At 68.7% G+C, this 13,944-nt stretch carries 12 protein-coding genes; 10 read left to right on the plus strand and 2 right to left on the minus strand.

All coding sequences use genetic code 11. The features are described from left to right. Nucleotides 1–840, plus strand: coding sequence for a nitroreductase family protein (locus MST3598_RS02655; protein ID WP_029258386.1), 840 nt, complete (start codon nt 1–3; stop codon nt 838–840). Here the strand turns inward: MST3598_RS02655 and MST3598_RS02660 are convergent. Beyond that, nucleotides 809–2,335: an FAD-dependent oxidoreductase gene (locus MST3598_RS02660; RefSeq protein WP_029265269.1), complete on the minus strand. Its 1,527-nt coding sequence runs from the start codon at nt 2,333–2,335 to the stop codon at nt 809–811. The genes MST3598_RS02655 and MST3598_RS02660 overlap by 32 nt on opposite strands. Before the next feature lie 106 nt (nt 2,336–2,441). Between MST3598_RS02660 and MST3598_RS02665 the strand changes: the two genes are divergently transcribed. The 9 genes from MST3598_RS02665 to MST3598_RS02710 all read left to right on the plus strand — a co-directional run bounded on the left by MST3598_RS02665 (nt 2,442) and on the right by MST3598_RS02710 (nt 12,718). Further along, on the plus strand, nt 2,442–2,816 hold the full coding sequence (locus tag MST3598_RS02665; RefSeq protein WP_036271458.1) for a fluoride efflux transporter FluC: 375 nt from the start codon (nt 2,442–2,444) through the stop codon (nt 2,814–2,816). Further along, complete coding sequence (locus MST3598_RS02670; RefSeq protein WP_029258389.1) at nt 2,813–3,172, plus strand: fluoride efflux transporter FluC; 360 nt, start codon at nt 2,813–2,815, stop codon at nt 3,170–3,172. The genes MST3598_RS02665 and MST3598_RS02670 overlap by 4 nt, the downstream gene beginning before the upstream one ends. 109 nt (nt 3,173–3,281) lie before the next feature. Further along, nucleotides 3,282–4,553, plus strand: a complete 1,272-nt coding sequence (locus MST3598_RS02675; RefSeq protein WP_029258390.1) for an ABC transporter substrate-binding protein — start codon at nt 3,282–3,284, stop codon at nt 4,551–4,553. 4 nt (nt 4,554–4,557) lie between these two features. Further along, nucleotides 4,558–5,517, plus strand: a complete 960-nt coding sequence (locus tag MST3598_RS02680) for a carbohydrate ABC transporter permease (RefSeq protein ID WP_029258391.1) — start codon at nt 4,558–4,560, stop codon at nt 5,515–5,517. After that, complete coding sequence (locus MST3598_RS02685; RefSeq protein ID WP_029258392.1) at nt 5,510–6,403, plus strand: carbohydrate ABC transporter permease; 894 nt, start codon at nt 5,510–5,512, stop codon at nt 6,401–6,403. The genes MST3598_RS02680 and MST3598_RS02685 overlap by 8 nt, the downstream gene beginning before the upstream one ends. A gap of 3 nt (nt 6,404–6,406) precedes the next feature. Further along, the gene (locus tag MST3598_RS02690) at nt 6,407–7,465 is read left to right on the plus strand and encodes a LacI family DNA-binding transcriptional regulator (RefSeq protein WP_029258393.1); all 1,059 of its coding nucleotides are present in this window, start codon (nt 6,407–6,409) and stop codon (nt 7,463–7,465) included. Nucleotides 7,466–7,506: 41 nt separating this feature from the next. Then, nucleotides 7,507–8,688, plus strand: a complete 1,182-nt coding sequence (locus tag MST3598_RS02695; protein WP_197024835.1) for a Gfo/Idh/MocA family protein — start codon at nt 7,507–7,509, stop codon at nt 8,686–8,688. Between the two features lie 213 nt (nt 8,689–8,901). Then, a complete protein-coding gene (locus tag MST3598_RS02705) occupies nt 8,902–9,489 on the plus strand; it encodes a TetR/AcrR family transcriptional regulator (protein ID WP_029258396.1) in 588 nt (195 codons plus the stop codon). Nucleotides 9,490–9,505: 16 nt separating this feature from the next. Beyond that, entirely contained in the window at nt 9,506–12,718 is a 3,213-nt protein-coding gene (locus MST3598_RS02710; RefSeq protein WP_029258397.1) for an efflux RND transporter permease subunit, read from the plus strand. Nucleotides 12,719–12,849: 131 nt separating this feature from the next. Here the strand turns inward: MST3598_RS02710 and MST3598_RS02715 are convergent, their stop codons facing one another. After that, the gene (locus MST3598_RS02715; RefSeq protein ID WP_029258398.1) at nt 12,850–13,746 is read right to left on the minus strand and encodes an aldose 1-epimerase family protein; all 897 of its coding nucleotides are present in this window, start codon (nt 13,744–13,746) and stop codon (nt 12,850–12,852) included. Nucleotides 13,747–13,944 lie beyond the last annotated feature (198 nt).

The following is a 13,944-nucleotide window of genomic DNA, read 5'->3' on the forward strand; positions in this document are numbered from 1 at the left end:
ATGGAACTGCTCGATGCCATCCGCCGCCGCAAGACCACCAACGGCGCATTCCTGCCCGACCCCGTCTCCGAGGATCATCAGCGCATCCTCCTCGAAGCCGCGGGCCGCGCTCCGTCGCAGCTGAACAGTCAGCCCTGGCGGTTCGTGGTGATCGAGAGCCGCGAAACGATCGAGCAGATCGCCCGCATCTCGGGCGAGAGCATGACCGAGGCGATGTCGAACGGCACGTTCTTCGAGCGGTACAAACCGTACTTCCGCTTCAGTCAGGCCGAGATGGAGGAGAAGCGCAGCGGGATGCTGTTCGACAAGCTGCCCGCCGCGCTCCGCCCGTTCACGAGCCAGGTGTTCACCAAGCGCGGGCAGACGCTCATGAACACCTTCGGAGTGCCGAAGACCCTCGGTGCCGAGAACCGGAAGCTCGTGGCGGGGTCGCCGCTGCTGCTGGGCGTGATGCTCGACCGCAGCGAGTACCGGCCGGGGCAGCTCTCGTCGTTCTATTCGGTGTTCAGCATGGGGGCGGCGATGGAGAACGTCTGGCTCACCACGGTCGAACTCGGCATGGGCATCCAGTTCATCTCGTTCCCGATGGAGGTGCCGGGCCGCTGGGACGAGATCGTGCAGCTGTTGCGGGTGCCGGACGATCTCGAACTCATGGCCGTCTACCGGCTGGGCTACCTGCCGCCGGAACAGCGTCGCCCCGCGATCGACTGGTCGAGCAGCCAGCGCAAGCTCGTGTCGCAGTACGTGTTCCGCGAGAACGGGGAGACGCCGCAGCAGGGGTGGGACGGCGCGCCTCCCGCCGGCGACATCACTCCGGGTCCGCCGGCGTCAGGGGAGTGAGGTCTCGCAGCGCCGGACCCTCGAGGCGGGTGCCGTCCGGCGCGAAGCGCGAGGCGTGCAGCGGGCAGTCCCACGAACACTCGGCGTCGTTCCAGGCGAGCACGCCGCCCAGGTGCGTGCACACCGCGCTCACGGCCCGCGTCACACCGTCGACGGTGGAGACCGCGACCGGGCGCCCTGCGCGATTCGCCACCACGCCCTGGCCCTCGGCCGGTTGCGGCACCGGCGTGCGGCGGGTCTCCGCCTCCACCCAACCGGAAGCGAGCGCCGTCGCGACCTTGCCGCCCTCGACCGCACCGCGAGCGAGGTCGGCGGGCACGGTCAGACGCGTGCCGATCATGGTGATCCAGGTCGGGCGATCGCGTCGGGGCGTGCCCAGGATCTCGGAGGTGAGGCGCTGCGCGGCGGCGGGGGCGTTCGACAGCCCCCACTTCCCGTAGCCCGTCGCGAAGCGGATGCGGCCGAGGCCGCGCGGCATCGCCCCCACGAACGGGATCAGGTCGTGCGACTCGTAGTCCTGCGCCGACCAGCGGTGCGTCTCCTCCGCGCCGGGGAAGTGCAGCTGCGTCCAGGCGACGAGGTCCTCCACCGCGGCTCTCTCGCCGCCGGATCGGCCGACCGGGTGCCCGTTGCCGCCCACGATCAGTCGGGCGCCGCCACCGGGGCCGTCCGCGACGGTCACCGGGCGGATGGAGCGCGTCGGTCCGTCGACCGAGAGGAACGTCCCCTCCGGAACGCCGTCCGGCACGCGGAAGGACACGCAGTACGACCGGAGCCCCCGAGTCTTGGCGAAGTACAGACCTCGGTCGGTGATCGGGGTGCCCGTCGCGAGCACGATGTGGTCGGCGAAGAGCGGCCCGTGCGCGGTGTCGACGCGACCGGCCAACGCGTGGGTTCCCGTCGCGCGAACGCCGGTGTGGAGCGTGCCGCCGCCGGTGAGAAGCTCCTCGGTGAGGGCGAGGCAAACGGCCACGGGGTCGATCGCGACCTGCTCGTCGAGCGCCACGGCGGCGGCCACCGGGAACGGGGTCGCGGGGAGTGAGGTGGGCGACGCCAATCGCGTCGGCAATCCGGCTTCCCGAGCCGCGGAGTGCTGCTCGTCGACCGTGTCGATGCCGGAAGGGCCCTGCGCGTACGAGTGGTCGGTGTGTCGTGTGAAGGGGACTCCTGCGAGCTCGGCGAATGCGAGCAGCCATTCCATGCCCGAGCGGTTGGCGTCGACGTAGGCGCGCACGAGCGCAGCCGGATGATGGCGCCGGATCGTCGCGAGCTGGCCACCCTGCAGCAGGGAGAGCTTGCCCGTGTTGGCCCCCGTCGCGAGCTCGGCGACCTCGCCCGCCTCGATCACGGCCACGTCGAGCCCGGCTCTGGTGAGCATCACCGCCGTGGAGAGACCGGTGATCCCGGCGCCGACGATGACGACGTCGTGGTGCGCGCCGGGTTCGAAGGGGGATCCGACGGGCAGGGTGCGGTCGAGCTTCCACAGGGGATTCATGTCGTCAGTCAACGCCCTTCGCGTCCTGGTATCCACCGCCTTGACATCCGCAGGGGCCGCTGCCATCCGGCGAACGCCGCGCTGCTCGGCGACTACAGTGGCGGACGTGAACCTCCGCCGCATCCTGCTCGTCGCCGCCGGCGGCACGGTGGGTACGGCCGCGCGGCTCGGCCTCGCCCTCGCGCTCCCGGATGGGGGCGGAATCCCCGTCGCGGTGCTCATCGCCAACGTCGTCGGGGCCCTGCTGATCGGCGTGCTGGCGGCCCGCCTGCCCGCATCGGCCGACCTGCGGCTGATGCTCGGCACCGGAGTGCTCGGCGGATTCACGACCTACAGCGCGTTCATGACCGGCACTGTCGCCCTGTGGGCTGACGTGCCTGCTCTCGCCGCCGCCTACGCGGTGGGCAGCCTCGTTCTCGGGCTCGGTGCGGCAGCTCTCGGGCTGCGTCTCGGCCGGCCCCGGACGGGACGGGCATCATGAGCCCGCTGCTGTTCCTCGGTGCCGCGCTCGCCGGAGGGGTCGGCGCGGTGCTGCGCTACCTCGCCGATCTCGGCGTCGCCCGTCTCGCGGGTCGTCGGTTCCCCTGGGGCATCCTGCTGGTGAACCTCACGGGCTCGTTCGCGCTCGGACTGGTCACCACCGCCCTGCCGGATGCCGCCTTCCTTCTCGGCGCCGGGCTGTTGGGCGGCTACACGACCTTCAGCACGGCGATGCTCGACACGGTGGCCCTGTGGCGCGACGGCGAGCGCCCCGCGTCGACGTTCAATGCGATCGGGATGCTGCTGCTCGGTCTGCTCGCCGCGGGCCTCGGTCTCGCCCTCGGTTCAGCCCTGTAATCGAGGGTTGCGGGGTGCGGCCCCCTTGGGCTACTCTCCTTGCTAATCGATTAACGCTAAACGATTAACATCCGTTTCTGCACTCGTGCACCTGTCGAAGGAGACACCGATGCCCCGTACGACCCGCCGCGCTCTCGGCGCCCTCGCCGCGTCAGCGGTCGCTGTCCTCGCCCTCAGCGCCTGCTCCTCCTCCTCGACGGGCGGCGGCAGCGCCGACGGCGAGGTCACCCTCAGCTATGCCATCTGGGACGAGAACCAGAAACCGGCGATGGAAGACATCGCCGCTGCCTTCACGAAGGAGAACCCGAACGTCACGATCGACATCCAGGTCACGCCGTACAAGGAGTACTTCACGAAGCTGCAGACGGCGGCATCCGGCGGTTCGGCGGCCGACGTCTTCTGGATGAACGGCCCGAACTTCCAGCTCTACGCGTCGAACGGGCAGCTCGCTCCTCTCGATGACGGTGGCCTCGACGCCGCGGACTATCCGCAGGGCCTCATCGACCTCTACACCTACGACGGCAAGCTCTACGGCGCCCCGAAGGACTTCGACACCGTCGCCCTCTGGTACAACAAGGCGCTCTTCGACGCGGCGGGTGTGGAGTACCCCTCCGCGGACTGGACCTGGGACGACTTCACCGCGGCCGCCGCGAAGCTCACCGATCCCGCGAAGGGCCAGTTCGGGGTCGCCGCCAGCCAGTACGGCCAGGAGAACTTCTACAACTCGATCGCCCAGGCCGGTGGTGAGGTGATCTCCGCCGACGGGACGAAGAGCGGATACGGCTCGCCCGAAGCGCTCGCCGGCATCGAGCTGTGGACCGACCTGATCGCGGCGGGCTCCTCGCCCACGGCGCAGCAGATGACCGACACCAACCCCGAGGACTTCTTCCTCTCCGGCAAGGTCGCCATGTTCCAGAACGGATCCTGGGCGGCCATCGCTTACGCGGACAACGCCGACATCGGCGGCAGCGTCGATGTGGCCCCGCTCCCCGCCGGAGCAGAGGGCAACCAGAGCGTGATCCACGGTGTCGGCAACGTCGCCAACGCGAAGAGCGCACACCTCGCCGAGGCCAAGGCGTTCGCCGAGTTCGCCTCCGGAGAGCAGGCGGCGAAGATCCAGGCCGAGACCGGCACCGTGATCCCCGCTTTCGAGGGCACGCAGCAGGCGTGGGTCGACGCTCTGCCCCAGTACGACCTTCAGGTCTACATCGACGCGCTCGAGAACGCCGTGCCGTACCCGGCCTCGAAGAACACCTCCGCCTGGACGAGCATCGAGAGCGAGGTGCTCTCGCAGGTGTGGTCGGGCGCGGTGTCCCCGAAGGACGGCCTCCAGGATCTCGCCGACCAGATGCAGGCGGCACTGGACGCCGAGCAGGAGTGACCGCATGACCGTCATCGCGCCGCGCGCGGTCGAGACGGCGGAGCGGGTGCCGGAGCCGCAGAGCCCCGGCACCCGCCGCCGCCGACGGAGTCCGGGAGCGTCCCCCTGGTGGGCGCTGGTCTTCCTCGGCCCGACCGCCCTCGGGATCGCCGCGTTCTATCTCTGGCCGACCGTCCGCACCCTCATCATCTCGTTCACCAAGTCAGGCCCGTTCGGCGGGGCCGAGTGGGTGGGAATCGAGAACTACACGCGCCTGTTCCAGGACCCCGAGCTGATCGGAGCCCTCCGCAACACCGCGATCTACACGATCATCGCCCTCATCGGCATTCCCCTCGCGGTCGGCATCGCCGCGCTGCTGAACACCGCCGGCCTCAAGGGGCGCAGCGCCTACCGCACGCTGTACTTCATCCCCGTCGTCACCATGCCGGCAGCCATCGCGCTGGTGTGGCGCATGATCTACAACGGCGACTACGGAGTGCTCAATGCGGCCCTCGGTGCCGTCGGGATCGAGGGCCGCAGCTGGCTCACCGACCCGAACACCGCGCTGGTCGCGATCGCCGTCGTGGGCATCTGGGCGGGGCTCGGCACCAACATCGTCATCTTCCTCGCCGGACTCCAGGGCATCCCCGACACGATCATGGAGGCGGCCGACCTCGACGGCGCGGGCCCGGTGCGCAAGTTCTTCTCGATCACGATCCCGCTGCTGTCGCCGTCGATCTTCTTCGTCAGCGTGATCAGCGTGATCGGAGCGCTGCAGGTGTTCGACCTCATCTACATGATGCTCGGCCGCAGCAACCCCGCGATGCCGAACACCCGCACCGTCGTCTATCTCTTCTACGAGGCGGGCTTCCTCGACAACGACCGCGGCTATGCGGCCGCCATCGCCTTCCTCCTGCTCGTGATCATCCTGATCCTCACGATCGTGCAGTTCCGTCTGCAGAAGAAGTGGGTGCACTATGAGTGACGTCTCGCTCGACACACGCGCCGTGGTCGGCGCCCCCGCGGGCCGCTCCGGAACCCGGGCGGGGAAGCCGCGGAACCGCGGCCTCTGGATCGTGCACCTCGTGCTGATCCTCGGCGCGGTGCTGATGGTCTTCCCGTTCGTCTGGCAGCTGCTGACCTCGTTCAAGACGCTGTCCGACTCGGTGCAGGTGCCGCCGTCGTTCCTGCCGCGCGAGTGGGTGTTCACGAACTTCGCCGAGGTGTTCGACTCGATGCCGTTCGGACAGATGTTCCTGAACTCCGTGTGGCTCACGGTCGGGCGCACGGTCGGCCAGGTGGTGCTGTGCACCATGGCGGGCTACGCGTTCGCACGCATCCCGTTCCCCGGCCGCAACGCCCTGTTCGTCGTGTTCCTCTCGGTGCTCATGGTGCCGTCGCAGCTGTACCTGCTGCCGCAGTACGAGATCATCCAGTCGCTGGGCTGGCTCAACACGCTGCAGGCGCTCATCGTGCCGGGCATCTTCAGCGCCTTCGGCACCTTCCTGATGCGGCAGTTCTTCATGTCCATGCCCGCCGAGCTGGAAGAGGCCGCGCGCATCGACGGCGCGAATCCGTGGCAGACCTTCTGGCGGATCATGGTTCCGCTCGCGAAGCCTGGCATCATCGCACTTGTGGTGTTCACCGTGCTGTGGTCCTGGAACGATCTGCTCTGGCCGTTGATCGTGACGACCGACCCCGCGAAGATGCCGCTGTCGGTCGGGCTCTCGCAGCTGGTCGGCATCCACGGCACCGACTACCCGGTGCTGATGGCCGGCGCGCTGCTGGCGACGCTGCCGATGCTGGTGACCTTCATGATCCTGCAGCGGCAGTTCATCCAGGGCATCGCGTTCAGCGGATCGAAGGGCTGAGACATGGCGAAGAGCGAGCACCAGGCGCCCCGGCGCCCGACACTGCGCATGGTGGCCGAACGGGCCGGGGTGTCGACGGCGACCGTATCGTATGTGTTCTCCGGACGCGCAGGGGCGGCGTCGGGCGCCGGCGTCGCCGAAGCCACGGCCGCACGCGTGCTGGCCGCCGCCGATGAGCTGAACTACCGCCCGAACAGTGCAGCGCGGGCGATCCGCACCGGACGCAGCGGCATGGTGCAGCTGTCGCTGCACATGCTGAGCGACCCGTGGTCGTTGGCGGTCGCCGACGCGGTGAACGCCGAGGCGAACAAGCACGGGCTCACCACGCTGATCCTCGCCGACGGTGATTGGCACGCGGCCCTGGACCGGGTCGAGAGCGACGTGGCGTACCTCGACGGCGTGGGCCTCGACGACAAGGCGCGGCAGAACCTCGACGACCTCGTGCGTCGCGGTCAGCGTCTCGTGGTGTTCTCCGAACATCTCGAACCCGAGGGCTTCGATGTGATCCGCTCGGATGCGATCCCCGGCTGCGAGATCGCGATGGACCATCTGCTGGAGCGGCACACCACGATCGGATGCATCGCCGCGGAGGGCGCCGTGCGCCTCGCCGGCACGCAGATCACGCGCTACACGCCCTATGTCGAGAAGATGGCGGCCGCCGGCATCGAACCGGACCCGAGCTGGACGGTGACGTATGCCGACACCCAGGCGAGCGCCTTCACCGCCGCGGTGGAGCTGCTGTCGGGGGAGAACCGACCGCGAGCGGTGTACGCCACCACCGACTTCGCCGCGATCGCCGCGATCAACGCCGCGCACATGCTCGGCCTCCGGGTGCCGCACGACGTCGCGGTGGTGGGCGTGGGCAACACCCCGGACTCCCGCCTGATCGCGCCCACGCTCACGACCGTCGGTCCCACCGACTTCTACGAGCGGCAGGCGCGCATCATCGTCGACCGCGCCCTCGAGACCGAACCCACCCCCGGGCGCCTGCATGACTTCGCGTGGGCGCTCTTCCCCGGCGGATCGACCGACCTCGACGCCCCCGCACCGCGGGCTCGTTGACCTCGGCATCCTGCACAGACTCATCACACAGAAGGACCATCGTGGATCTCCAGATCGGCATCATCGGCTTCGGCGCGCGCTCGACCCTCCAGGAAGAGGTGCATCGCCCGGGACACGGTTCGCGCATCAGCGCCGTGTGCGACCTCGCACCGCGCGCTCGCGACGACGCCCGCGCTCTCGTGCCGGATGCGCTCGTCACCGACTCTCTCGACGAGCTGCTGGCCTCCGGCGTCGACGCCGTCATGGTGCTCACCCCCGACGACACGCACGCCGCGCTCAGCATCCGTGCCCTCGAAGCCGGAGTTCCGGTGTTCTGTGAGAAGCCCCTGGCGATCGACCTCGCCGACGCCGACGCGATGCTCGAGACCGCACGCCGCACCGGCACCGGGCTCTACATCGGGCACAACATGCGTCACATGCCCGTGATCACGCTGATGCGCGGTCTGATCCAGAGCGGACGCATCGGCCAGGTCAAGGCCGTCTGGGTGCGGCACTTCGTCGGTCACGGCGGCGACTTCTACTTCAAGGACTGGCACGCCGATCGCCGACGCACGACGGGACTGCTGCTGCAGAAGGGCGCCCACGACATCGACATCATCCACTGGCTCGCCGGCGCCTACAGCGAGCGGGTCTCAGCGATGGGCGCGCTGAGCGTGTACGGCGACATCACCGATCGGCGTGACCGCACCGGGGAGCGGATGCCGGACTGGTTCAGCATGGACAACTGGCCGCCGACCGCGCTGACGGGACTGCACCCGGTGGTGGACGTCGAGGACATCTCGATGGTGAACATGCAGCTGGAGGGCGGGATCTTCGCGTCGTACCAGCAATGCCACTTCACACCGGATTACTGGCGCAATTACACCGTGATCGGCACCGAGGGTCGCATCGAGAACTTCGGCGATGTCGCCGGCAGCGAGGTCAAGCTGTGGAATCGTCGTCATGCCGGAGCGGCGGCGGCCGACGAGACCTTCATCGTCCCGGAGGTGCCCGACGCGGGGCACGACGGTGCGGACGCCCTGCTCGTCGCGGAGTTCCTGCGCTTCGTGCGCCACGGCGGACTCACCGAGACGTCGCCCGTCGCGGCGCGCGAGGCCGTCGCCGCCGGCATCCTCGCCACCGCGTCGCTGCGGGGTGACGGCTCCGCGATCGAGATCCCGCCGCTGGATCCCGAGCTCGTCGCCTACTTCGAGCGCGGGCAGGTCGAGGCCGCGCTGGTATGAGTGCACCGCGGCCCTCGCGGTGCTGGGGTTGGGCGTATACGTGCCCGCCTACCTGGTGCAGCACCGCATCATCCTGACCGCCGGCCCTGCGTTCGCCGCCGACACCTTGGAGGTCCACGACTCCGTGCGGAGCGAGGGCGAGGTCCGTTCCCAGCATCTTCACAATCCTGAAATGTACAAACGTACATGTACGGATGTCCAAGGGGGGGCGGGATGAGGCAAGGGGAGCGTCGGCGACGTGACCCTGAGGCGCGCCGTCGGGAGATCGTGACCGCGACGGCCGAGCTCATCGTCGAGGTGGGCGCCGACGCCGTCACACACCGCATGGTGGCCGCGCGTGCCGGGGTGCCTCTCGGGGCGACGACGCAGTACTTCGACACCCTCGACGACCTCAGGGCCGCGGCCTTCCGCGCGCTCGCCGAAGAGGTCGACGCACGTCTCGACGGCGTGCGGCAGACCCTCGCCGAACGCGGTGACAGCCCCGACGTGATCGCCGCCCTCGTGTTCGAGAGCATGGACGACCACCATGCCGTGCAGGCCGACCGCGCCGTGGTCACCGCCGCCGTGCACGACCCCCGCCTGCGGGATCTCGCCCGCCATCTGTCGGACCGCCTCGTCGACCTGCTCACGCCGACCTATGGCGAAGACCGTGCCAGAGCGGCGATGATCTTCATCGACGGCGTCATGTGGAGCATGCAGATCCGCGACGACCGTCTTGCCCAGTCCTTCATCGAGTCCGCACTGGCGCGGATCCTCGGAGACGACGTCTCCACCCCTTCCGCAGCGACAGCCACACCCTGACACCGAGGAAACCGCCTTGTCGAAACTCGCCATCCTGAGCCTGAAGAACCGCGCGCTCATCGCCCTCATCACCATCGTCGCGGCGGTGTTCGGCGGGCTCGCGCTCACGAATCTCAAGCAGGAACTCATCCCCTCGCTCGAGCTGCCGGCACTCGTCGTCATGACGACCTACCCCGGCGCCTCGCCCGAGGTGGTCGAGAACGACGTATCCACGCCGGTCGAGGCGGCGATCCAGGGCGTGCCCGGTTTGGAGTCGACCACCGCGACCAGCACCACGAACGCCTCGATCGTGCAGGCGATGTTCGCCTACGGAACGAATCTCGCCACAGCCGAGCAGAAGATCCAGCAGGCGATCAACCGCATCTCGTCGCAGCTGCCGGAGGATGTGACCCCTCAGGTGCTGTCGGTCTCCATCGACGACTTCCCGGTGATCCAGGTCGCCGTCACCGGATTCGAGGATGCCGACAACGCCCAGGCCCAGCTCGAATCGGTCGCGATCCCCGAACTCGAAGACGTCGACGGCGTCAACGCGGCCGAGATCGTGGGTGGCGTCGGGCAGCGCATCAGCATCACGCCGGACGTCGCGAAGCTCGCCGCTGCCGGCCAGAGCACCTCGGCGATCAACGACGCACTCGACCAGAACGGCACGCTGTTCCCCGGTGGCGACATCACCGAGAACGGTCAGACGCTGACGGTGCAGACGGGCGCGAAGATCACCTCGGTCGAGGAGATCGCCGCCCTTCCGCTGGTCGGCACCGACGTCACGATCGGCGATGTCGCGACGGTCGTTCAGGAGTCCGACCCCGTCACCTCCATCTCCCGTGTCGACGGCAAGGATGCGCTGTCGATCTCCATCACCAAGCTCCCCGCGGCGAACACCGTGGAGGTGTCCAACGGCGTGATCGCCGCGCTCGACACGATCGGCGACGCCTTCCCGGACGCGACCTTCACCGTGATCTTCGACCAGGCGCCGTTCATCGTGCAGTCGATCGAGACGCTCGCCACCGAGGGAATGCTCGGCCTGGTGTTCGCGGTGCTCGTGATCCTCGTCTTCCTGATGTCGGTGCGCTCCACCCTCGTCACCGCGATCTCGATCCCCACCAGCGTGCTCATCACCTTCATCGGGCTGCAGGCGTTCGGCTACTCGCTGAACGTGCTCACCCTCGGTGCGCTCACTATCGCGATCGGTCGCGTGGTCGACGACTCCATCGTCGTGATCGAGAACATCAAACGTCACTACGTGGGCGATGCCGACAAGGGCGATGCGATCCGCCTCGCGGTGCGCGAGGTCGCGATGGCGATCACGGCGTCCACCATCACGACAGTGGCGGTCTTCCTGCCGATCGTCTTCGTCGGCGACATGGTCGGCGAGCTGTTCCGGCCGTTCGCGATGACGGTGACGATCGCGATGGTCGCCTCGCTCCTGGTCGCCCTGACGATCGTGCCGGTGCTCGCCTACTGGTTCCTCAAGCCGGGCAAGCCGTTGCTCGACGAGCACGGCGATGCGATCGACCCCGAGCACCCGGACGCGCCGCCGACGTGGCTGCAGCGCCAGTACCGGCCGATCCTGGGCTGGACGCTCAAGCACTCCGGTGTCACGGTGATCCTCGCGGTCGTCGTGCTCGGCGCTACGCTCGCCGCAGCGCCGCTGATGAAGGTCAACTTCCTCGGCGACTCCGGCCAGAACACCATGACGATCACGCAGGACCTCGGCCCGACGGCGAGCCTCGAGGCCAAGTCGGATGCGGCGGTGGCGGTCGAAGACGCCCTGCTCGACATCGACGGCATCGAGCACGTACAGGCCTCGATCGGCACCAGCGGTTCGGCGCTCAGCGACGCCTTCTCGGGCGGTGCGGGTGTCACGTACTCGGTGCTCACCGACTCGAACGCCGATCAGGAGAAGCTCCGCGCGGATGTGCAGGATGCGATCGACGGCCTCGGTGACGATGTCGGGGATGTCGCGGTCTCGGCCTCGGCCGGCTTCGGATCGAGCGACATCGAGATCACGGTCAGCGCCTCGAGCTCGGACGACCTCCAGACGGCGACCACCGCGCTGGTCAAGGAACTCGACGGGAAGGACGGCGTCGGCCAGGTGAGCGACAACCTCGCCGCGTCGCTGCCGTACATCGCCGTCGTGGTCGACAGGGAAGCCGCCGCCCAGCGTGGACTCTCCGAGGTCGCGGTCGGTGCCATCGTGTCGGGCACCATGCGTCCGCAGCAGGCAGGATCCGTCGAGATCGACGACACCGCGCTGACGGTCTACATCGTGACCCCGAACCCGCCGACCACGGTCGACGCGCTCAAGCAGCTCACCATCCCGACGCCGACCGGCATCGTGCAGCTGCAGGACATCGCGACCGTCGAGCAGCAGAACGGACCCACCTCGATCACCACGGAGCAGGGCCGTCGTACCGCGACGATCACCGTGCCGCCGGCGTCCGACAACCTCGCCACAGCCACGCAGTCCGTGAACACCGCGCTCGCGGCGGTCGACCTGCCCGACGGTGCATCCGCCGAGGTGGGCGGTGTCGCGTCGCAGCAGGCCGACTCGTTCTCGCAGCTGGGGCTGGCGATGCTCGCGGCGATCCTGATCGTGTACGTGGTCATGGTCGCGACCTTCAAGTCGCTGCGCCAGCCGCTGCTGCTGCTCATCTCGGTGCCGTTCGCGGCGACCGGGGCGATCCTGCTGCAGATCATCACGGGTGTGCCGCTCGGCGTCGCATCGTTGATCGGCGTGCTGATGCTCATCGGCATCGTGGTGACGAATGCGATCGTGCTCGTCGACCTCGTGAACCAGTACCGGGAGAAGGGTCTGTCGACCATCGAGGCGGTGAAGGCCGGTGGTGAGAAGCGTCTGCGACCGATCCTGATGACCGCGCTCGCCACCATCCTCGCCCTCACTCCGATGGCCCTCGGCATCACGGGTCACGGCGGCTTCATCTCGCAGCCGCTCGCGATCGTCGTGATCGGCGGTCTGATCTCGTCGACGGTGCTGACGCTGATCGTGCTGCCCACGCTCTACAACCTCGTCGAGGGGGCCAAGGAGCGACGCGCGGCGCGCAAGGCGGGGGGAACGGATGCCGGAGGAGCCTCGGCTCCGGATGCTCCTGTCGGCCCGGATGCATCCGGTGCCGCCGTGGTGTCGGCTCAGCCGGTGCTGATCGATGCCTCGGGTCTGCCGCATGCGCCGCAGCTCACCCGCCGCGAGCTGCGCGAGCGCGGGGAGTAGCGCCTTCTCGGCGCCGCCCGGCCGAAACGGAGATCATGTGCGCCGCGGCCGGCGAGTCACCATCCGACTCGCCGGCGCGGCGTCATTCGCTCTCTGTTCTCGTCGGGGAGTTCGCGGCGCGGCGCGTCGAGTCAGCTCAGCGTGATGCCCCAGTGCAGGGTCCAGGTCTCATCGGGGGCGAGCCGGCGGATGCCGAGGCCGCTGTTCAGGGCGTCGGCCGGTGCGGTCATCGGCTCGATCGCGACCGCGAGGCTCTGACCGGGATAAGCGGGTGTCGTGTACACCTGCACGTAGTCGAAACCCTCGCCCTGCCAGAGCGTCACGCGGCGACCGTCCGGTGCGGTGAGCGAATGGTGCACACGTCCGTCGGGATCACGGGCGAGATCCGTGAAGCCGGTGTCGAGGGTGACGTCTCCCAGTCGGACGCCCTCGCGCAGAGCGGCATCGGCCGGTCGGGTGCCGGTGGGGAGCATCCTGTCGTCGGTGTCGAACGCCGTCTGCGCGGGGATCCGCAGCACGAGGTCATGCGGGTCCACGTCGCCGATCGTCACGAACGGGTGGGTGCCGAGGGCCACGGGCGCGGACGTGGTCGACCGGTTGGTGAGCGTGTGCGACACGTCGATGCCGTCGGGCGTGAGCGCGTACTCCACTGTCGTCTCGATCAGGTACGGGTATCCCGTCTGCGGGACGACGGTCGCACGCAGCACGGCTTCGCCCTCGGTGTGCGAGACCTCGTAGGCGGTGAAGCGCAACAGGCCGTGGCTCGCGTTGTTCAGCTTCGGCTCGGTGATCGCGAGTCTCCGTGCGGTGCCGTCGTCGTCCCACTCTCCGTCGCGCACCCGGTTCGGCCAGGGGACGAGGACCACGCCGGAACAGGCCGGCGTGGGCAGCTCGAGAGGATACGGCGGTACGAGGTCGACATCGTCGATGCGCAGCGAACGGAGGGAGGCGCCGACCTGTGCGATCTGTGCGGTCACCCCGCCGCGTCGAAGGCTGATCTGGGCGCCGGTGGGGGAAGCGGTACTCACCTCGTCATCGTACGGCCACGATCGGGTCGGCGGTCTCTCAGGAGCGTCGGCTACACTTGAGCGGTCGGCTTCGGACACCCGCGCGTTGGCGCGGACGTTTTATGTGTGTGAAGTGTGAGTCCAGGGGCCGATGGTGAGCGTCGCTCGACGCTAATCAACCATCACATGAATGGCCCCGGCCGCTGACAGTCCGGAACC

This window comes from Microbacterium sp. TPU 3598, assembly GCF_002356155.1.
Classification (GTDB): domain Bacteria; phylum Actinomycetota; class Actinomycetes; order Actinomycetales; family Microbacteriaceae; genus Microbacterium; species Microbacterium maritypicum_A.